This is a genomic window from Stenotrophomonas sp. LST15-1-1.1 (genome assembly GCF_040815575.1).
GTDB lineage: Bacteria > Pseudomonadota > Gammaproteobacteria > Xanthomonadales > Xanthomonadaceae > Stenotrophomonas > Stenotrophomonas lactitubi_B.
Window position 1 is genome coordinate 56987 of the sequence record NZ_JBFPNJ010000001.1, and the last position, 18798, is coordinate 75784.

The 18798-nt window shown below is 65.5% G+C and carries 14 protein-coding genes; 9 read left to right on the plus strand and 5 right to left on the minus strand.

Going from position 1 to position 18798, the window contains the following annotated elements; translation table 11 throughout:
* Positions 1–15 precede the first annotated feature (15 nt).
* The 4 genes from gyrA (at position 16) to MRBLST15_RS00270 (ending at position 8277) form a co-directional block, all read left to right on the plus strand.
* Positions 16–2724 (plus strand): DNA gyrase subunit A, encoded by a 2709-nt coding sequence (gene gyrA / locus MRBLST15_RS00255; protein WP_312704236.1) that lies wholly within the window; start codon positions 16–18, stop codon positions 2722–2724.
* A 130-nt stretch (positions 2725–2854) separates the two neighbouring features.
* Positions 2855–5386 carry a membrane-bound PQQ-dependent dehydrogenase, glucose/quinate/shikimate family gene (locus tag MRBLST15_RS00260; protein WP_367784539.1) on the plus strand — a complete coding sequence of 844 codons (2532 nt, stop codon included), beginning with the start codon at positions 2855–2857 and terminating at the stop codon, positions 5384–5386.
* Between the two features lie 123 nt (positions 5387–5509).
* Complete coding sequence (locus tag MRBLST15_RS00265) at positions 5510–6598, plus strand: lysozyme inhibitor LprI family protein (protein WP_367784541.1); 1089 nt, start codon at positions 5510–5512, stop codon at positions 6596–6598.
* A 47-nt stretch (positions 6599–6645) separates the two neighbouring features.
* Complete coding sequence (locus MRBLST15_RS00270) at positions 6646–8277, plus strand: peptidoglycan-binding protein (RefSeq protein ID WP_367784543.1); 1632 nt, start codon at positions 6646–6648, stop codon at positions 8275–8277.
* 50 nt (positions 8278–8327) lie between these two features.
* Here the strand turns inward: MRBLST15_RS00270 and MRBLST15_RS00275 are convergent, their stop codons facing one another.
* Entirely contained in the window at positions 8328–9317 is a 990-nt protein-coding gene (locus MRBLST15_RS00275; protein ID WP_367784545.1) for a zinc-dependent alcohol dehydrogenase family protein, read from the minus strand.
* A gap of 123 nt (positions 9318–9440) precedes the next feature.
* Between MRBLST15_RS00275 and MRBLST15_RS00280 the strand changes: the two genes are divergently transcribed.
* Together MRBLST15_RS00280 and MRBLST15_RS00285 are read left to right on the plus strand one after the other, a co-directional pair.
* Positions 9441–10349 carry a LysR family transcriptional regulator gene (locus MRBLST15_RS00280; RefSeq protein WP_312704241.1) on the plus strand — a complete coding sequence of 303 codons (909 nt, stop codon included), beginning with the start codon at positions 9441–9443 and terminating at the stop codon, positions 10347–10349.
* Positions 10350–10485: 136 nt separating this feature from the next.
* Positions 10486–10941 carry a DUF4952 domain-containing protein gene (locus MRBLST15_RS00285; protein WP_312704338.1) on the plus strand — a complete coding sequence of 152 codons (456 nt, stop codon included), beginning with the start codon at positions 10486–10488 and terminating at the stop codon, positions 10939–10941.
* An 86-nt stretch (positions 10942–11027) separates the two neighbouring features.
* Here the strand turns inward: MRBLST15_RS00285 and MRBLST15_RS00290 are convergent, their stop codons facing one another.
* Complete coding sequence (locus MRBLST15_RS00290) at positions 11028–11420, minus strand: DUF3037 domain-containing protein (RefSeq protein WP_100446167.1); 393 nt, start codon at positions 11418–11420, stop codon at positions 11028–11030.
* The gene (locus tag MRBLST15_RS00295; RefSeq protein WP_367784548.1) at positions 11398–12174 is read right to left on the minus strand and encodes a HipA family kinase; all 777 of its coding nucleotides are present in this window, start codon (positions 12172–12174) and stop codon (positions 11398–11400) included. Before MRBLST15_RS00295 ends, MRBLST15_RS00290 begins: the two co-directional genes overlap by 23 nt.
* 138 nt (positions 12175–12312) lie before the next feature.
* On the opposite strand from MRBLST15_RS00295, the gene MRBLST15_RS00300 reads away from it, so the two are divergent.
* Positions 12313–12921, plus strand: coding sequence for a hypothetical protein (locus MRBLST15_RS00300; RefSeq protein WP_367784550.1), 609 nt, complete (start codon positions 12313–12315; stop codon positions 12919–12921).
* A gap of 84 nt (positions 12922–13005) precedes the next feature.
* Here MRBLST15_RS00300 and MRBLST15_RS00305 read toward each other — a convergent pair whose 3' ends face one another.
* Together MRBLST15_RS00305 and MRBLST15_RS00310 are read right to left on the minus strand one after the other, a co-directional pair.
* Positions 13006–14436: an XVIPCD domain-containing protein gene (locus MRBLST15_RS00305; RefSeq protein WP_367784552.1), complete on the minus strand. Its 1431-nt coding sequence runs from the start codon at positions 14434–14436 to the stop codon at positions 13006–13008.
* 13 nt (positions 14437–14449) lie between these two features.
* The gene (locus tag MRBLST15_RS00310; RefSeq protein ID WP_367784554.1) at positions 14450–14956 is read right to left on the minus strand and encodes a hypothetical protein; all 507 of its coding nucleotides are present in this window, start codon (positions 14954–14956) and stop codon (positions 14450–14452) included.
* Between the two features lie 760 nt (positions 14957–15716).
* Between MRBLST15_RS00310 and MRBLST15_RS00315 the strand changes: the two genes are divergently transcribed.
* Positions 15717–16052, plus strand: coding sequence for a hypothetical protein (locus tag MRBLST15_RS00315; RefSeq protein WP_089236083.1), 336 nt, complete (start codon positions 15717–15719; stop codon positions 16050–16052).
* Between the two features lie 155 nt (positions 16053–16207).
* Complete coding sequence (locus MRBLST15_RS00320) at positions 16208–18670, plus strand: S9 family peptidase (protein WP_367784556.1); 2463 nt, start codon at positions 16208–16210, stop codon at positions 18668–18670.
* The last annotated feature ends 128 nt before the right edge of the window (positions 18671–18798 follow it).

Consider the following 18798-nt stretch of genomic DNA (forward strand, 5'->3'; position numbering starts at 1 on the left):
GACAACGGAACCCGAATGGCAGAAACCGCCAAGGAAATCATCCAGGTCAACCTGGAAGACGAGATGCGCAAGAGCTACCTCGATTACGCCATGAGCGTGATCGTGGGGCGCGCGCTGCCAGATGCGCGCGATGGCCTCAAGCCGGTGCATCGTCGTGTGCTGTTTGCGATGAATGAACTCAACGCGCACAGCAACAAGCCCTACTTCAAGTCGGCACGTATCGTCGGTGACGTCATCGGTAAGTACCACCCGCATGGCGACCAGTCGGTGTACGACACGCTGGTGCGGTTGGCACAGCCGTTCTCGCTGCGTTACATGCTGGTCGATGGCCAGGGTAACTTCGGTTCGGTCGACGGCGACTCCGCTGCGGCGATGCGATACACCGAGGCGCGCATGTCGCGGCTCGCGCATGAGCTGATGGCGGACATCGACAAGGAAACCGTCGATTTCCAGCCCAACTACGACGAAAAGGAACTGGAGCCGACGGTCATGCCGACCCGGTTCCCGAACCTGCTGGTCAATGGTTCGGCCGGTATCGCGGTGGGCATGGCGACCAACATTCCGCCGCACAACCTCACCGAATCGATCAATGCCTGCATCGCGCTGATCGACAATCCGGAAATCGATATCGACGGCCTGATGGAGTTCATCCCGGGCCCGGATTTCCCGACCGCAGGCATCATCAACGGCACCGCCGGCATCATCGCCGGCTACCGCACCGGCCGTGGCCGCGTGCGCATCCGTGCCAAGGCGGATGTCGAAGTGGCCGACAACGGCCGCGAATCGATCATCGTCACTGAAATTCCTTACCAGGTGAACAAGGCGCGTCTGATCGAGAAGATCGCCGAGCTGGTCAAGGAAAAGAAGATCGAAGGCATCAGCGAGCTGCGCGATGAGTCCGACAAGGACGGCATGCGCATCTACATCGAAATCAAGCGCGGCGAGTCGGCCGAGGTTGTGCTCAACAACCTCTACCAGCAGACCCAGATGGAGTCGGTGTTCGGCATCAACATGGTGGCGCTGGTCGACGGCCGCCCGCAGTTGATGAACCTCAAGCAGATGCTGGAGGCCTTCGTCCGCCACCGTCGCGAAGTGGTCACCCGCCGCACCGTGTTCGAGCTGCGCAAGGCGCGCGCCCGTGCCCACGTGCTGGAAGGCCTGACCGTTGCGCTGGCCAACATCGACGAGATGATCGAACTGATCAAGACCTCGCCGAACCCCACCGAGGCACGCGAGCGCATGCTTGCGCGCCTGTGGGAACCGGGTCTGGTCGGTTCGATGCTCGGCGCCGCCGGTGCCGAAGCCTCGCGTCCCGATGACCTGCCCAAGGGTGTGGGCCTGATCGAAGGCGGCTACCAGCTGACCGAGATCCAGGCGACCCAGATCCTGGAAATGCGCCTGCACCGCCTGACCGGGCTGGAGCAGGACCGCCTGACCGAGGAATACAAGCAGCTGCTGGAAGTGATTGCCGGGCTGATCCATATCCTGGAAGATCCCGACCGCCTGCTGCAGGTGATCCGCGAAGAGCTGATCAACGTGCGTGCCGAGTTCGGTGACGAGCGCCGTACCGAGATCCGCCACAGCGAGGAAGATCTCGACATCCTCGACCTGATCGCCCCGGAAGACGTGGTGGTCACCGTCTCCCACGCCGGCTACGTGAAGCGCCAACCGGTGAGCGTGTACCGCGCGCAGCGCCGTGGCGGACGTGGCCGTAGCGCGGCGTCGACCAAGGAAGAGGATTTCATCGAACAGCTGTGGCTGGTCAACACGCACGATACGCTGTTGACCTTCACCAGTTCGGGCAAGGTGTTCTGGCTGCCGGTGTACCAGCTGCCCGAAGCCGGTTCCAACGCCCGCGGTCGTCCGATCATCAACTGGATCCCGCTGGAGCCCGGCGAACGCGTGCAGGCCGTGTTGCCGGTGCGCGAGTACGCCGATGGCCAGTTCGTGTTCTTCGCTACCAAGAACGGTACGGTCAAGAAGACCCCGCTGGGCGAGTTCGCCTTCCGTCTGGCCCGCGGCAAGATCGCGATCAACCTCGACGAGGGCGATGCCCTGGTCGGCGTCGGCCTGACCGATGGCGAGCGTGACATCCTGCTGTTCGCCTCCAACGGCAAGACCGTGCGCTTCGGTGAAGACAAGGTCCGCTCGATGGGCCGTACCGCTACCGGCGTGCGCGGCATCAAGATGCCGGCCGGCGAGGAAGTGGTCAGCCTGATCGTGGCCGAGAGTGCTGGCGGCGTCGAGGATGAGAGCGAGGACGACAACGGTGTCGAGGAGGCCGCCGGCGACGCGGTGATCGAAGGTGCCGACGACGCCAACCTGCGTTACATCCTCACCGCCACCGAAAACGGCTACGGCAAGCGCACCCCGCTGCCGGACTACCCGCGCAAGGGGCGTGGCACGCAGGGCGTGATCGGCATCCAGACCACCGAGCGCAATGGCAAGCTGGTTGCCGCGGTGCTGATGGGGACCGACGATGAAGTCCTGCTGATCTCCGACGGCGGCACCCTGGTGCGTACCCGTGGTTCGGAAATCAGCCGCGTCGGCCGCAACACCCAGGGCGTGACCCTGATCCGTCTGTCCAAGGACGAGAAGCTGCAGGCGGTGGAGCGGATGGATGCCTCGATCGACGAGGACGAGGACGAGGTGGCTGCCGCTACCCCGGCCGCGACCGACGGCGCACCGGCTGCTGCCAGCAGCGAGGACGCCGCGCAGGAGTGATCCTGCCGCGATGCTGAGGTACCCGACGACGCCGGCCTTGTGCCGGCGTCGTCGTGTCTGCCGTCGAAAATACGCACGCACTTCACGGTGACGGTGGCATAAGGGCGCATGCTGCCCCCGGAGATCGACGATGTCCGCCACGCCGCAGTCCGCTTCCGTCGCCACGCCCACCTCCCGCCACCCGCTGATCACGGTGATGGCCCTGTTGCTGATCGTGCTCGGCCTGATCATCGGCGGGCTCGGTGGCTGGCTGGCCAGCCTCGGGGGCTCCTGGTACTACGCCATCGCCGGTCTCGGCCTTCTGGTCTGCGGCATCCTGTTATGGGGCAATCGCCGTAGTGGTGCGCTGCTGTATGCACTGGTGTTCATCGGCAGCCTGCTGTGGACCTGGTGGGAATCGGGCAGCGAGTACTGGCGCTGGGTGCCACGGCTGGGCTTGGTGACCGCCCTCGGCATCGTCCTGGCATTGCTGGCACCAACCCTCCAGGGGCCGGTATCCAGGCGCCTGTCGCGCAGCGTGGCCGCTGTGCTGATGCTGGTGTTCGTGGCCGCCTTCGGCCTCGCGTTCGCACCCCATGGCCTGGTCGACGGGCATCAGCCGTTCCCGGAGCCGGCGGTCAGCGCCGGGCTCGATCCAACCCGTGACACCACCGGTCTGCAGCCGGCCGACCAGCCGGCGGAGGGCGACTGGCCGGCGTGGGGTCGAAGCAATGCGGCGACCCGTTATTCGCCGCTGCAGCAGATCACTCCTGACAACGTGGGAACACTGCAACTGGCTTGGCAGTTCCGTACCGGCGACCTGCCGAAGAAGCGCTGGGGGGCGGAAACCACGCCATTGAAGATCGGTGATCGGCTGTACCTGTGCACCGCGCGCAATCAGCTGATCGCCCTCGATGCCGGCAGCGGCAAGGAACTATGGCGGTTCGATCCAAAGGTGAAGGATGCCTCGATCCCGTACACGGCCGCCTGCCGTGGCGTGTCTTACTACGAACAGCCCAGCGCACCGACCCTCGCCGATGCCGCGCTGGCTGACGTCGCCGCCGATCTGGCGCTGCCCGCACCGCCGCCGACCCGTATCAGCCGGAGCGCGGCGCCCGGCAGCCGCGCAGCGTGCAGCGCACGCATCATCGAAGGCACGCTGGACGGCCGCCTGATCGCGGTGGATGCAGACAGCGGTCACCCCTGCGCCAACTTCGGCAACAACGGCCAGGTCGACATCACCCTGGGCATGGGCGAGGTGCCACCGGGTTACGTCTCGATCACCTCGCCACCAGCAATCGTCCGCGGTGTCATCGTCACCGGCCACCAGGTACTGGACGGCCAGCGCCGCGACGCGCCTTCCGGCGTCATCCAGGCCTACGATGCGATCAGCGGCAAGCTGCGCTGGGCGTGGGACATGGACCAGCCCGAGCGCAGCGGTCTGCCACCGCGCGAGCAGACCTATACGCGTGGCACACCGAACATGTGGACCACCGCGACTGGCGATGAAGCGCTGGGGCTGGTGTACCTGCCGATGGGCAATGCCGCGGGCGACTACTGGAGTGGCTCGCGCACGGAAAACCAGAACAGATACGCGACCTCGCTGGTCGCCATCGATGTGGCCACCGGCAAGCCGGTTTGGCATTTCCAGGCGGTGCGCAAGGACGTCTGGGATTACGACCTCGGCTCACAGGCCAGCCTGATCGACTATCCGACGGCATCGGGCAAGGTGCCGGCGATCCTGCTGCCCACCAAGCAGGGCGACATGTACATCCTCGACCGTCGCAACGGCCAGCTGCTGACCCCGGCCGAAGAGCGCAAGGTGCCGCAGGGCGGTGTAGAGCCCGAGCAGCGTGCCGCCACCCAGCTGTTCTCGCTGTACCACACGCTGCGGCGCGACGACGCGCTGACCGAGCGCGACATGTGGGGCATCACTCCCATCGACCAGCTGGTCTGCCGCATCCAGTTCCGCAAGGCGCATTACGAAGGTTTCTACACACCGCCCAGCAGCGATCACCACTCCATCGAGTACCCCGGCTACAACGGCGGCTCGGACTGGGGCAGCGTGGCCATCGATACGCGGCGCGGCGTGATCGTGGCCAACTACAACGACATGCCCAACTACAACCGGCTGGTGCCGCGCGCCGAGGCCGACCGTAAAGGCTGGCTGCCGCGCGAGCAGGTCCGCGCTGATAGGGGCGGTGCCGAAGGGGCAGGGGACCCACAGGTGGGGACGCCCTATGGCATCGACGTCAACGCCGGTTGGCGGCTGCCGTTCACCGGCCTGCTGTGCAAGCAGCCACCCTATGGCGGCATCCGTGCGATCGACCTGCGCAGCGGCAAGCTGCTGTGGGACCGGCCGTTCGGCAGCGCACGCGGCAACGGGCCCTTCGGCATCCGCTCCGGCCTGCCCATTGAAATCGGCACGCCGAACAATGGCGGTTCGGTAGTGACCGCCAGCGGCCTGATCTTCATCGCCGCAGCGACCGACGACCTGCTGCGCGCCATCGACCTGAAGACCGGCAAGGAGCTGTGGCATACCAAGCTGCCGGCGGGCGGCCAGGCCAACCCGATGGTGTATGAGCAGGGCGGGCGGCAGTACGTGGTGATCATGGCCGGTGGGCACCATTTCATGGAGACGCCGGCGGGGGATTATGTGATGGCGTATGCGTTGCCGGAATAGCGCCGGCGATCCGTGGGCGGCTGGTGGGAGGTGACCGCCGTCGCCGAAGTTGCGTGGGTGAGCGTGCACGATCCATCATCAGAACAGGACGGGGTTGGCCAAAGCCCCCAAGGAAGGAAACGCATGCTGAACTCTGAACGCCTGCCGGGGCGTGCCACTCGATTGCTGGCTGGGCTGCTTCTGCTTGGCCCTTGCCTGTGGGCAACCGCGCAGGCCTCGCCCCCGCCCGCCGTACGCAAGCTGCCCAGCGGCGCCGAACTGATCGCTGGCGATGCGCGCTTCCTGAGCCCCGCCTATGCGCCGTGCATGGCGAGCGCAGGCACGGTGGCGGACGCTCGCCGTCGCTGTGTCGATGCTGAATTCAAGGTGCACGACGATGCGCTCAACGTCGCCTACAGCGCTGCGCGCTCCACGATGGCAGCCGGTGATCAGCAGCTACTTCGCGATCTGCAGCGGCAATGGCTGCGCCAGCGCGACAGCCGTTGCCCAGAGGGCGGCAATGCCGCTGCCCAACTGGATGCACAGCAGTGCCGTACGCACATGACCCTGCTGCGTGCCCGCCAGCTGCAGGATGGAGGTGCGGCGGCGCTGGTCGCTGAAGCAAAGGTCGCCCCCGCACCCCGCCAGGTCGCCCCCCATACCGCGGATGCCGCGCCTGATAGGCAGGGCAGGATCGTCCTGCAGCCCGGCGAGGGCAGGATCACGCCTGCGCTGCAGGTGGTCTTCCAGGTGGCCGACTGCAGCGGCACCGGCAACGTGACAACCTGCCAGGTGCGGAGCATGGGCGTGACCCGTGGCGGCCGAAAGGTTGCAGTCACGGGCGTGCAGCCACGCCTGACCCGCGCCGGTGCCAATGCCCATGCTGCGGCCGCCGTGCTGCTGACCGCTTCTGACTTCAACGGCGATGGCTTGCCAGATCTGCAGGTGTGGCAGGACAACAACGGTGTCTACAACGTTCCCGTCCACGCGTTCTACCTGTTTGATGCCAAGGGCAACCGCTACGTGCGTGCCAGGGCATTGGAAGACGCCATCGGCGGACGTGACATCGACCATATCGACAACGGACGGGTCGTCCTGCGCGGCAAGGTCAGCCCGTGCGAGCGGGAGGACAAGGTCATCCAGCTGCGCGGAACCGAGCCACGCACGCTGCTGATGCGCCGCTATGACACCTGCAAGGGCGAGGCCCCTACCGAATCGGACCTGCTGAAGTAGGTCTTCCCCCGACGAACGGATGCGTACCGAAACTGGAGAGCTGAAGGATGAGCGAAGGCTATGGAAAGGGTGGGTCAGGCTTCGGCCTGACCCGGGACCAGTCGGTCGAGATGATCGTCCGTACCTGCATCGACAATGGCATTACCGACCACCGGCAGATTGCCTATGTGCTGGCCACAGCGCAGCACGAATCGCGCGATTTCGCCGCGCCCGAGGAAGACTGGGGCAGGAAGCAGGCGGTGGATCTGCGCTACTTCGGCGGTGAAGAGTATTTCGGCCGGGGCTTTGCCCACCTGACCCACGTCAACAACTACGAGCGGCTGGGCGAGGCGCTGGGAATGGGCCGCGAACTGGTCGAGCATCCGCAGCGGGCGGCCGAAGCGGAAATCGCCACCAAGGTGCTGGTGGTGGGGATGCGCGATGGCATGTTCGGCGCGCGGCTGTCCGACAACGTCAACGCCAACCATGTCGACTACCGGCAGGCGAGGGCCTCGGTCAATGGCGGTGAGCTGAACAACGGCAGCCCCCATCCAGACACCATCGCCACGCTCGCCACCGGATGGGAAGCGCAGGTCGCCGGCCTGGTCCAGCGCGTGCAGCAGCCGGGCTTCCAGATGCCGATGCCGATCCATCAGGGGCCCGCTGGTGCGATGGACCTGCACCGTGGTGACGCCAACCAGCAGGTGCTGGAAGCACAGCAGTACCTGCAGCGGCTGGACATCCGCAACAACGCCAATGCCGCGATCAAGCCCGACGGTGACTTCGGTTCATCCACCGAGCAGGCCGTGCGCCGCTTCCAGACCGAACGGGGCATCAATCCGGCCAATGGCCGCATCGACGATGCATTGCTGGAGCGCATGCGCACCGACACGCTGGCGGTCGATCCGGACTTCAAGCGCCGGACGGTGACCGACCTGACCGGGCCACTGGCCGACGGTAACCTGCGCCCAGGCGAGAAGGGCGAGCCGGTGTTCGAGATGCGCCGCCAGCTGGAGGCGCTGGGGTACCTTGCCGAACCGAACCCACGTGCCGAGCGCGATGCGCGCACGTTTGATGCCGGCATGCAGGCGGCCATGCGCGACTTCCAGCAGGACTACGGCCTGCCCCTGCGCCCGGGCAACACCATTGATGAAGATGCGCGCCGGCAGTTGAACGACGCAGCGGTGGCGCGGGAGTTTGCCCCCACCACCGAATTCGACCGCGCGGAGAACTGGCCGCCGCAGCGTCCGCCCTATACGCGGGCGGAGTTCCAGCCGGAGCAGGTACAAGCGCGGCAGCAGGCTGCGGCGAATCCACCGGTCGCTGACCCCGCCGCACAGGAACAGCTGCCGCAGCGCAGTGGCGTGGAGTCGCTGTCAGCCAAGGATGCAGCGCTGTTCGAGCGCATCCGCCAGGGAGTGCCCGGAGTCATTGGCGATGAGCACGTCATGCAGGCCGTGCTGGAGTCCAAGCGCAATGGCATCGACGACGCCGGGCGCGTCGACCGGGTAATGATGGCCGGAGATCGCCTGTGGGTCGCCGGGATGATTCCCGGTGAACGCGCCAGTGTGGATACGGCGCAGCCCGCACGTTCGATGGACGACATGGTGAGCGATCTGGCCGGTGACAACCGGCAGCGCGAGCAGCAACTCGCCCTCGACAGCCGCCAGCAGGAGAACCGCGGGCCGTCACTGGCTTGAGACGGCGGCAGCGACGTGCCCGTGGTGGGTCCGTCGCTGCCGTCAGGGTGTTACAGCGTCACCACCACCTTGCCGATCTGCTCGTTCGATTCCAGGTAGCGGTGCGCGTCCTGGATCTGCGCGAACGTAAACACCTTGGCGATCAGCGGTGCCAGCACGCCCTTGTCCAGGCCATCGACGATGAACGCCTTCGCACGCGCCAGCGCCGCGTCATCGGACACGATTTCCGAGTACAGGTAGCCCTTCAGCGTCAGCGACTTGCCCAATACGTTGAACAGCGGGAACGGCGTCGGCTCGCTGCTCAGCGCGCCATACTCCAGCAGGATGCCGCCGCGTGCCATCGCCTCGGTGAGCGGTACGAACTGCGGGCCGCCGATGGGATCGAATACCACGCGTGCGCCAGCGCCTGCGGTGATGCGGGCAACTTCGGCTACCAGGTCCTGCTCCTGGGTGGCGATGACATGAGCGGCGCCGGCATCGAGCAGCGCCTGGCGCTTGCCCGGGCCAAGGGTTACCGCGATCGGCGTTGCGCCCACCGCATTGGCGACCTGGATGGCAGCCAGGCCAACGCTGCTTGACGCTGCAGTGATAATGACGAAATCGCCGGCACCCAGCTTGGCCTGCTCCAGCAGTGCACCCCAGGCGGTGACGTACTGCATCCACACTGCAGCGGCCTGCTCGAAGCCCAGCGACGACGGGTGTTTCACCACCAGTCGTGCCGGCACGTTGGCCAGCTCGCCGTAAGTGCCCCAGCGGGCGATATCCAGCGGCGGCACGACGCTGACAGCATCGCCGACAGCGAAGCCGGTCACCGCGCTGCCTACGGCCTCAACCAGACCCGCCGCTTCATAGCCCAGGCGGCTCGGGAACTCTGCCTGCTGCAGATAGGCGCCGTTGCGGAACATCACCTCGGCGCGGTTCAGGCCGATGGCCTTGACCCGGATCTGGATCTCATCGGCGGCGGGAGCGGGTACGTCGATATCGTCAACGCGCAGCACATCGGCGTCGCCATAGGCGTGGATGCGGACAACCTGGGTCATGTAAGGTCTCCAAAGGGAACGCCGGCCGGTGGCCGGGCAGAGGGAACAGAGCGCTACTGTGCGCCTGGCCGGCGAACGAAAGAAGGGGTAATCTGGCGTTTCATTGGAAAACAATAGTTTGCAATGGACCTGATCGTACCCCTGCGCAGCTTCACCAAAGTGGCCGAGGTTGGTTCGTTCGCCGCCGCTGCCGAGGCATTGGACCTGTCGCCGCAACTGGTCGGCAAGCATGTGCAGACGCTGGAGCAGCATCTGGGCGTGCGCCTGCTCAACCGCACCACGCGCAAGCAGAGCCTGACCGACTTCGGGCAGGCGTACCTGGCCCGCGCCCGGGTCATCCTGGAGGAAGTGGAGAGTGCCGAGCAGCTGGCTGAGATCGCGCGCGGGCGACCGATGGGCCGGCTGCGGATCAGTGCGCCGGTCACCTTCGGCGTGCATGCGCTGGGGCCGGCGGTGGTGGCCTACATGCAGCAGTATCCCGACGTGCAGGTGGATCTGAACCTGTCCAACAGCCTGGTCAACGTGGTTGAAGACGGCTACGACTTGGTGTTCCGCACCGGTGATCTCGCCGACAGCGGGCTGGTCGCGCGGCGTCTTGGGCCGTACCCGCTGGCCCTGTGCGCCGCCCCCGGCTATCTGGCCACGCGCCCACCAATAGTCCACCCGCAGGATCTGAGCCGGCACGAATGCCTGGGCTTCGCCCACTCGGTGATCCGCACGCGGTGGAGCTTCCATGACCCACAGGGCGGGGTGTTGACCGTGCCGGTCTCCAGTCGCTTCATGGTCAACCAGGCCGAGCCGCTGCTGAGTGCTGCGGTCGGTGGGCTGGGACTGATCCTGCAGCCGTTCGAGATGATGTCTGCTGTTCTGGCGCGCGGCGAACTGGTGGAGGTGCTGCCTCGATTCGTGCCCGTGTCCACCTCGATCAACCTGCTGTATCCCCGCCATCGACAGGTGACGCCGAAGCTACGCAGCTTCCTGGAGTTCTGCGTGGCGCGCTTCACCGAACAGAGCATGGCACGTGAGCGTTGATCGAAGCGTGCGCAGCGAGTGGTGGCGTCGGTCGTTTACGATGACGTCTCGCCATGCCTGCAGAGGATCTGCCATCACCGTGTTGCATCTTTCCGCGTCCTGTTCTGCCCGCCTCGGATGCGGCGTTGGCTTGCTGGTGCTGATCGGCAGCGTCGTCACCGCCAGCGCACAGACGCCCGCCGCTGCGATCGCCGAGTGGGAGTTGCACGGCCGCGCCGAAGGCCTGGCCCGGCCCGACACCGTCTGCCAGGATTTTCTGCAGGCGATGGGGAAAAAACCCGCCGAGCTGGAATACGTTGGCTGCACGCAGGACGATGCTTCCTACCTCCAGCCGATGGAAGCGCGGTATCGCGTCAGCGGCGCTTCGGCGGCGAGGATTGAAGCCTACCTGCAGCAGACCTTCGGCATGCCGTCATTGACGTACGTCTGCTGTGGCTGGAGCAACGGCGCACCCTATTTCTGGCGCCAGCAACCGGGCAGCGTCAATTACCAGATCGGCATGGGCGTGGAATCGCTGCATCATCCGCGCGGGCAGTGGAGCGCGATTCCCTACTTCGCGGTGACCGTTGCGGTGAATCGGAAAAGCCCGTGATGGCGTACGCTTGAGCACCGACCACTGGCGTACAGGGAATGACAGCAACACCGAACGCACGCTGGGGGGGGGCGGCAAATAGCGCGCTAGGTCGGCACCCGTACCATCTTCGCCATCAGGTGTTCGACCACGCCCGCCGGGTCCGCCGTGCGGCCCACATGTGTGCTGGACATCTGTACCACCGAGCTGCGCTTGGCGGTCAGGAAATGGAAGCGCGCGCGCGCGGGCAGCTGCGCGATCGGGCCGGCGCCGGCATCGCCCCGGCAGATCGCCACGATGGCATCCAGCCACGGCTGCAGCGCTTCAATATCCAGTGCCGGCGCGAAGGCCTGCAGGCGCGCAGCGTCGATCTCGATCGCCGCTTCCAGGTGACGTGCGCCCGGGCAGGACACGATCACGCCGACGTTGATGAACTCCTCGCGTTCCACCCGCGGTACCACGCGGATGACCGCATAGTCATACGTGTGCAGCGTGGGCACGGATGGCCTCCTGCACGAATACCGTACGCACCTTCAGGCGATGCTTCAGGTAGTTGATGTAGCCCTGCCGGTAGGCCTGGGGGCTGTCGAAGGCCGGCTCATCGATCAGCCAGCTGTCCGGCACCAGGCCGACGATGCGCTCGATTTCCGCATCCGGCAGGCGCGCAGCCAGTTCGGCATCCACCTCGGCGATGCGGCTGGCGAACGACAGCAGCACGTGGTCGCGGATCAGCACGAATGGCTTCTCGCAGGCATCGCCGGCGTTGGCCCAGTCGTGATGGAAGTACATCGCCGCGCCGTGGTCGATCAGATACAGCTTGCGGTGCCACACCATCAGGTTCGGATTGCGCGTGGTGCGGTCGACGTTGCTGGTGAACGCATCGAACCAGACGATGCGCGATGCCAGGTCAGCGTCCACCGGCATCGCCGCCGGGTCGTAGTTGATCGCGCCGGGCAGGTAATCCAGGCCCAGGTTCAGGCCTTCGCTGGCGCGGATCAGGTCCTGGATCTCCGGGTCGGGCTCGGTGCGGGCGAACTCGCTGTCCAGCTCCACGAACAGGATCTCCGGAATCGGCAGGCCCACCGCGCGCGCCATCTCGCCCGCGATCAGTTCGGCGATCAGCGCCTTTGGCCCTTGGCCGGCACCACGGAACTTGAGTACGGCCATTCCGTCGTCGTCGGTCTCGACCACGGCAGGCAGTGAGCCACCTTCCCGCAAGGGGGTGATGTAGCGAAGGGCATGGACGGTACGCATGTGCGCATTCTAGCGTGGCGGGTGCCTGGGTTGCGCCGGCCCGCGGCTGGCGGACAGTGGACCGACCATCCGGTACGATCCGCGCATGAATCCATGCACCCCGTTCCACCCGTTCCTGATCCAGCCCGGTAGCCGCGCATGAGCTGGGGCGCCAATACGATTTTCATTGCCGCCACCGAGCGTGCTGTTGCCTGGGCCGCGCAGTCACCGCTTGCGCACGTTGCCTACGTTGTCCGCCGATTGCCGGACCATGCCTGGTATCGCAGGGAGTGGAAGCACGATGTGGGAGCAGAGGGCCTGCTGGTGCTTCGGCCGGTAGGTCATCCCAACGCTTACGGAATGAACAACGGGGTTGCTTGGAATACGCTGATCCCGGACCGGTTCACGACGCCGGACACTGAGGTGTCCGCGCAGTTGCATGCTTACCTGGCTGAGCTGGGAATGGAGGAGGAACGTCCACCCGCTGACTTCCGCCGATGGCTGCAATCGGTTGCTGCCGAGCTCGGGCAGTCGATCGTGTTCTATTCGTGTTCCATGTGGGCGGGCGACATCGAGCACGAGTATGTTCTGGCTTACGGCGCCGGTGAGCGACTGCATGTCACGCGCCAGGACGCCGCTGGCCAGATGATCGGGCACGATGCGCTCAGGAAAGGACTGGCGGAGGTATCCGTACATCTGCCCACAGGCTATTTCGCACTGCATACCGGCGCATTCGACTGGGCGTCGCATGCGTTGATGAAAGGCTGACCGGCTGCAGGAGGCCGCGTTGCAGTGCTCGGGAATGCAGGCTGCCGCAGCAGCGCGGCAACCTGCAGGACCCGATGTACACAGTCAATGCGACAGCGCGCTGCGCTGCTGCTCCTGTACCTGCTGGCGCGTCTGTTCCTGCGAGGCGTGTTCGGCCTGGCGCTGGTTGACGACGGCAAGGCTGTCCAGGCTTTCCTGCACCGGCCGCTGCGCGGCTTCGGCCGTGGCTGCCGATGCACGCAGCGACGCAGGATCATCCAGCGCGCCCTTCACCACGAACACGTTCTGCGCCGCAGCGACATCGCCTGCCTGCCGGCTGAGCACCACATGATCCACGCGGTCCAGGCCGTTCTCGCGGGCCAGTACCAGCAGGCTTGCGCTCAGGCGTTCACTGGAGGCGTCGAAGCTGCGGCCGTTGGCGGCATCCAGCTCTGCCACCTTGCCGCGGATCTGATCGTGCAGGGCACGGTCGTTGCCACCCGCCAACGGCGCAGCCTGCGCTTCGGTCGGCACGGGTGTGGTTGCCTGTGCAGTGATGGGCACGTGGGCGTAGGTGCCCTCGGTGTGGTCGAAATAGTGCAGCGTGGACGGCGAGGTGCTGGTATCGAAGTAGGGCTGCCGTGGTGGCGTGCCTTTACCCAGAGAGAGACCGTTCTGTTCCAGCAGGCTTTCCTGCAGGCCGAGCTGTGCCATGTTCACCGACATCCGGCTGATGCCATCGGGTGCGGGGTTCTTGGCTTCTTCCTTGCAGGCGCGGCCGATGGCATCGGTGGCGTAGTAGTTCTGGTAATCCGAATTGCCGTTGGGACCCAGCCGCGACGACACACCTTCGTCGTAGTAGTGCTTGCCCATGCCCTCGATGTTGGCGGCAGTGGCGGTCATGCTCAGGTCTGCATTGAGCATCAGGTCCGGATGCGCGGCATAGGTCATCGGCGGGCCGGGCTGCACGCGCACGAACTCCTCTGCACGGGTACTTGCTTTGTAGAGATCTTCCAGCGTGGCGTCCGGTTTGGCGGTCTTGACCATGCCGACCAGCGCATTCCAGCCCTCGATGTTCGCCGATGCCTCGTCGCGCCGGTTGGCTGCGAGCAGGGTGCCGATGGCCTGGGTGTAGTCGTGGGTCGAATCGCGTGCGGCAATGTCTGCAATATCGGAATCAAACTGCTTATAGGCCCGTTCGGTCGCTGCATCATTGAACCCATGCTGCAGCTCATGGCCCAGTACGAAGGTCAGCTCTGCCGCGTCGTGCCTGTCCCCCGCTGGTGTGGACAGACTGGATGCCGGCAGGCTGATCGTCTTTGCGCCGCCGTCGTACTCGCCGCCCACACTGCTGTCGGCAGGCAGCAGCTCAAAGCGCTGCAGATGACCGGCAGCGATGGCCGAGTCGACCTGGGTTGCCAGCGCCGGAGAGTTGGCGATGGCCTTGCGAAGGTTGTCGACCTGATCGGTCGTTACATCGGGTTTTCCTGCAAATTCGGTCAGCAGGCGTTCCGTATCCGCTGAAAGCGTAGGCATGGTGCGCTGCTCCTTACTGCACGGTGACAAGGCGGACGCAGGCATGTGCCGGCTCGCCAGACGGGGTCGGATTCTCAGCCATCGTGTCGACCTTGATGCTCAGGTTCGGGCGATCGAAACGGTCATGGATGACGCGGCCGTGCTCGCCTCGGATGGTTTCACGCTTGAAGCCCGCGGCCTGCAGACCCGAGGCGAACTGGTCGAAGTCGACCTGGCAGATCGCCGATGCGTTGGCTTTGCGCTCGGCGGTGGTATCGATGAAATTAAGATCCAGGCGCGTATCGGCGGCGCCACCCGTCTTGATTTCCAGGCCGTAGCTCCATTCCGGCGTCAGCGTGCCGCCGTAGCCGAAATGACCTGGGCCGAAACTCTGCGCGGGCGCCTGCATGGCCTGCGATACCCGTTCAAGGGTCAGTTCACGGGTGGAGGTGGTGTCCTTGATCAGATCCAGCAGGCGCAAAAGAAGCTGATCTGCGGTGAGCGCAGACGGCGTTGCGGCGTCGGAGGCAGTCGATGCCATGGTAGCGGGTCCTTGAGAAGTCGACGAATGGTCAGTCGCGTGTGCGCAGGCGCAGAGCGAGGCCGCACTTAGGACGATTGTCCACGGCCGTGTGAATGCGTACCCAAGCATAAGCGTTCCCTGCATGTTGAGCGCTGACCCTAAAGTGGGCCAGGTGAATCACAGGTTAAATGGAATTGACGATTGCTGGCACCGGGGCCGGGCGCTTCGGACCTCAGGTGTTTGCTGCAAGCGGAGTTGCCAGCGCCGGGCTCTCCCTGGCGGCGCGCAGTCGGCTCTGGATGCCATGGAATTTTCTTCACTTCCTCATTCCGTGAGAGGTGGCAGCATCCAGCCGTGTGTCGATCAAGCACTGGCGTGGTCTTGAATCGCAGGCCTCCCTGCCGCTTTCCCGCGACCGACACCCGCCAGCTTGTTTCCGGCACGTTTGCGCAGCGTTGAACGTGGTCCTGCGAGGCCACTCCCCTCGGCAAGGAGGCCCGCGATGCACAGTCCTGTTCACGCGTATACCTACCGCATCAGCGACCAGCCTATCGCGCAGGCAGCGTGCGCTGGTGTGGGCAGACATGCTGAAGACGTTGCTGCGGTTCATGCAGCCTCAGACAGAATTCTTCCGTGAGTTGAGCACCGATGGTTGGCTCTGCATCCCGCAATGCGCAGAGCCACTACATGCATGCGAGTCGCCCCACGACGCTGCTTTGTTCGCAGCACTGGGCGCGCATCTCGTCCACGATGTCCACGCAGGCTTCCGAGGTGCACGATGAGCAACGAATCGAGAGGAGCCCTGCCGCCCTTGGATCTGGATGATGCCAAGGCCGAGCAGATGATTGGCAAGCTGGTGCTGGTGGGCGTTACCCGTTTTGGTGGCGATGGCCAGGTACAGGGGCTGGAGCAGTTTGCCGGCACCGTGCTGAGGGTCAGTGCCGAAGAGGGGCTGGTGCTGGCCGATGGCGATGACGGACATGAGCGCTACCTGCCACCGATGCTGGACCAGTACCTGCCGGCCGCGCCGGGTGAGTACCAGTTGCGGTCCAGTGGCGTGACGGTGATCGACCCCGATTATCTGTCCACGTGGGAGTTGCACGCGCGGCAGTAGGCGAGGGGTATCCAGGGAGTGGGCCGGGCCAGGCAGGGCCACGCTTTGCAGGATGGGGCGACTAGCCCTTCCGGCCCATTTGCCGGTGGGCCGGGGGTGTTAGATTCGGCCCATGCCCGCGGCGCGGGTACCCAACTCACTCCCAGGGGAAAAGGATGCTCATCCGTCGTACCTCTCTGGCGGCGGCCGTTGCCGTTGCTACACTCGGCCTGCTGGCCGCCGGCCCGGCCTTCGCCGACTACGCCAAGCCGCCGGAACACCTGCTCAAGGTACTCAAGGCGCCGCCGCCGCCGGCACCGAACATCGACCCCAGCGGCCAGCGCCTGCTGCTGACCACCGCGCAGACCTATCCGTCCATCACCCGCGTGGCCCAGCCGTACCTGAAGCTGGCCGGCGTGCGCCTGGAACCGAAGAACCGCAGCCGCCACGACACGCCCGGTGGCTATGGCATTCCGGCCTGTGTGGCCGACTTCACCCTGGTCGAGATCGTCAGCGGCAAGAGCACCAAGGTGAACCTGCCGCAGGGGTGCGCAGGTGGCGCACAGTGGTCGGCCGATGGCAGCCGTTTCGCCTTCCAGAATGCCGTCGATACCAGCGTGCAGCTGTGGGTGGGCGACGCCGCCACCGGCCAGGTGAAGCAGGTGCCGAACGTGCAGTTGAACCCCATCTTCGGCAGCACGGTGCAGTGGCTGGGCGGCAGCCAGAACCTGCTGGTGAAGCTGGTGCCGGCCAACCAGGGGCCGGCGCCGTCCAACGGCGGTACGCCCACCGGTCCGGACGCGCAGGAGTCGCTGGGCAGCAGTGGCGAGAGCAGCACCTATGAAGCGCGTGACACGCTGACCAGCGTGCACGATGAAAAGCTGTTCGCCTATTACGGTGCCTCGCAGCTGGCGGTGGTCGATGCCGCTGTCGGCAGCGTGCGCCCGGTTGGCCAGCCGGCGCTGTACAACGACGTCAACGCCGCACCCGATGGCGTGCATGTGCTGACCGAGACCCTGAAGGCGCCGTTCTCGCATGCGGTGACCTACCAGCGCTTCGCCAATGATGTGGCGGTGCTGGACCTGGCCAATGGCCGCAATACGGTTCTGGCGAGCCTGCCGCTGGCCGATCGCGTGCCGGTACACGGTGTGCCGGAAGGTCCGCGGGGTTACGACTGGCGCTCCACCGATCCGGCCACCCTGGTCTATGCCGAAGCGCTGGACAAGGGCGACTGGAAGGTGAGCGTGCCGCATCGCGATCGCGTGCTGATGCTGAAGGCCCCGTTCACCGGCAAGCCGGTGGAAATCGCCCGCACTGCACAGCGCTTCGAGGGGTTTGCGTGGTCGGCCGACCCGGCCGTGTCGTTCCAGTTCGAGAACGACGAGAACCGCCACTGGATGCAGGCCCGCATCGTCGATGTGGACCAGCCGAAGAAGGAAGGGCGACTGCTGTGGGACATGTCCAGCGATGAGCTGTACGGCAACCCGGGCAACCTGGTGTTCAAGCGCCTGCCCAGCGGTGCGCCGGTGGTGCGCCAGGAGGGCAACACTGTCTTCCTGCGCGGGCAGGGCGCGTCGCCGCAGGGCGACCGTCCGTTCCTGGACCGCCTGGATCTGGGGTCGCTGAAGAGCGAGCGCTTGTTCCGCAGCAGTGCCGACGCCTACGAGCAGTTCCTTGGCTTCAGCAGCACGCCGGGGCGCTACTTGACGTGGCACCAGTCGGTGATCGATCCGCCGAATGCCTTCATCCGCCAGCAGGGTGAGGCGGTGGCCAATGCGAAGGCAGGTGAGGCGCAGTTTGCGTCCACGGCGACCGCCTTGACCAAGCTGGTCGACCCGACCCCGGAAGTGCGGCAGATCCAGAAACGCCTGGTGACCTACAAGCGCGCCGATGGCGTGGACCTGTCGTTCACCCTGTACACGCCGCCGGGTTACAAGGAAGGCCAGCGTGTACCGGCGATCCTGTACGCATACCCGGCCGACTTCGCCAATGCCGCACAGGCCGGCCAGGTCTCCGGTTCGCAGCAGACCTTCACCCGTCTGCAGCCGTACCGCCTGATGCTGCTGGCCGGCTACGCGATCATCGACAACGCCTCGTTCCCGATCGTCGGTGACCCGAAGAACGCCTACGACACCTATCTGGAACAGCTGGAGGCCGACGCCAAGGCGGCGGTGGACAAGGCGGTGGAGCTGGGCATGGTTGACCGCAACCGCATCGGCGTGACCGGCCACAGCCATGGTGGCCTGATGACTGCCAACCTGATCGCCCACACCAATCTGTTCAAGGCCGGTGTGGCGACCAGTGGTTCGTACAACAAGACCTTCACCCCGTTCGGCTTCCAGAACGAGCGTCGCTCGGTGTGGCAGGCGCAGGATGTGTACCTGAAGGCCTCGCCGTTCTTCTACGCCGACAAGATCAAGCTGCCGCTGCTGCTGGTCCATGGCGAGGACGATGCCAACCCAGGCACCGAGCCGTTCCAGTCGCGCAAGCTGTACCAGGCGATCCGCGGCAATGGTGGTACCACCCGCCTGGTGATGCTGCCGAACGAGCCGCATTGGTACACCGCGTTGGAATCGAACGAGCAGCTGGTCCATGAAATGCTCAACTGGTTCGACACTTACGTGAAGAACGCAAAGTAGTCCGGCAAGGCCGCCCTCCGGGGCGGCCTTTCTGTTTCAGCCATCGTCTCCAGGTATCCCCCTGTGGGTGTTGCGTAACCATCTGTGATGCAGGCATGGACCGGCCACAAAGCTGCGGTACGCTGGGC

What these genes read in the sequence shown, in the direction of transcription:
- gyrA (WP_312704236.1), top strand. Translation starts at nt 16, where the DNA reads ATGGCAGAAACCGCCAAGGAAATCATCCAGGTCAACCTGGAAGACGAG.
- MRBLST15_RS00260 (WP_367784539.1), top strand. Translation starts at nt 2,855, where the DNA reads ATGTCCGCCACGCCGCAGTCCGCTTCCGTCGCCACGCCCACCTCCCGC.
- MRBLST15_RS00265 (WP_367784541.1), top strand. Translation starts at nt 5,510, where the DNA reads ATGCTGAACTCTGAACGCCTGCCGGGGCGTGCCACTCGATTGCTGGCT.
- MRBLST15_RS00270 (WP_367784543.1), top strand. Translation starts at nt 6,646, where the DNA reads ATGAGCGAAGGCTATGGAAAGGGTGGGTCAGGCTTCGGCCTGACCCGG.
- MRBLST15_RS00275 (WP_367784545.1), bottom strand. Translation starts at nt 9,317, where the DNA reads ATGACCCAGGTTGTCCGCATCCACGCCTATGGCGACGCCGATGTGCTG.
- MRBLST15_RS00280 (WP_312704241.1), top strand. Translation starts at nt 9,441, where the DNA reads ATGGACCTGATCGTACCCCTGCGCAGCTTCACCAAAGTGGCCGAGGTT.
- MRBLST15_RS00295 (WP_367784548.1), bottom strand. Translation starts at nt 12,174, where the DNA reads ATGCGTACCGTCCATGCCCTTCGCTACATCACCCCCTTGCGGGAAGGT.
- MRBLST15_RS00300 (WP_367784550.1), top strand. Translation starts at nt 12,313, where the DNA reads ATGAGCTGGGGCGCCAATACGATTTTCATTGCCGCCACCGAGCGTGCT.
- MRBLST15_RS00305 (WP_367784552.1), bottom strand. Translation starts at nt 14,436, where the DNA reads ATGCCTACGCTTTCAGCGGATACGGAACGCCTGCTGACCGAATTTGCA.
- MRBLST15_RS00310 (WP_367784554.1), bottom strand. Translation starts at nt 14,956, where the DNA reads ATGGCATCGACTGCCTCCGACGCCGCAACGCCGTCTGCGCTCACCGCA.
- MRBLST15_RS00315 (WP_089236083.1), top strand. Translation starts at nt 15,717, where the DNA reads ATGAGCAACGAATCGAGAGGAGCCCTGCCGCCCTTGGATCTGGATGAT.
- MRBLST15_RS00320 (WP_367784556.1), top strand. Translation starts at nt 16,208, where the DNA reads ATGCTCATCCGTCGTACCTCTCTGGCGGCGGCCGTTGCCGTTGCTACA.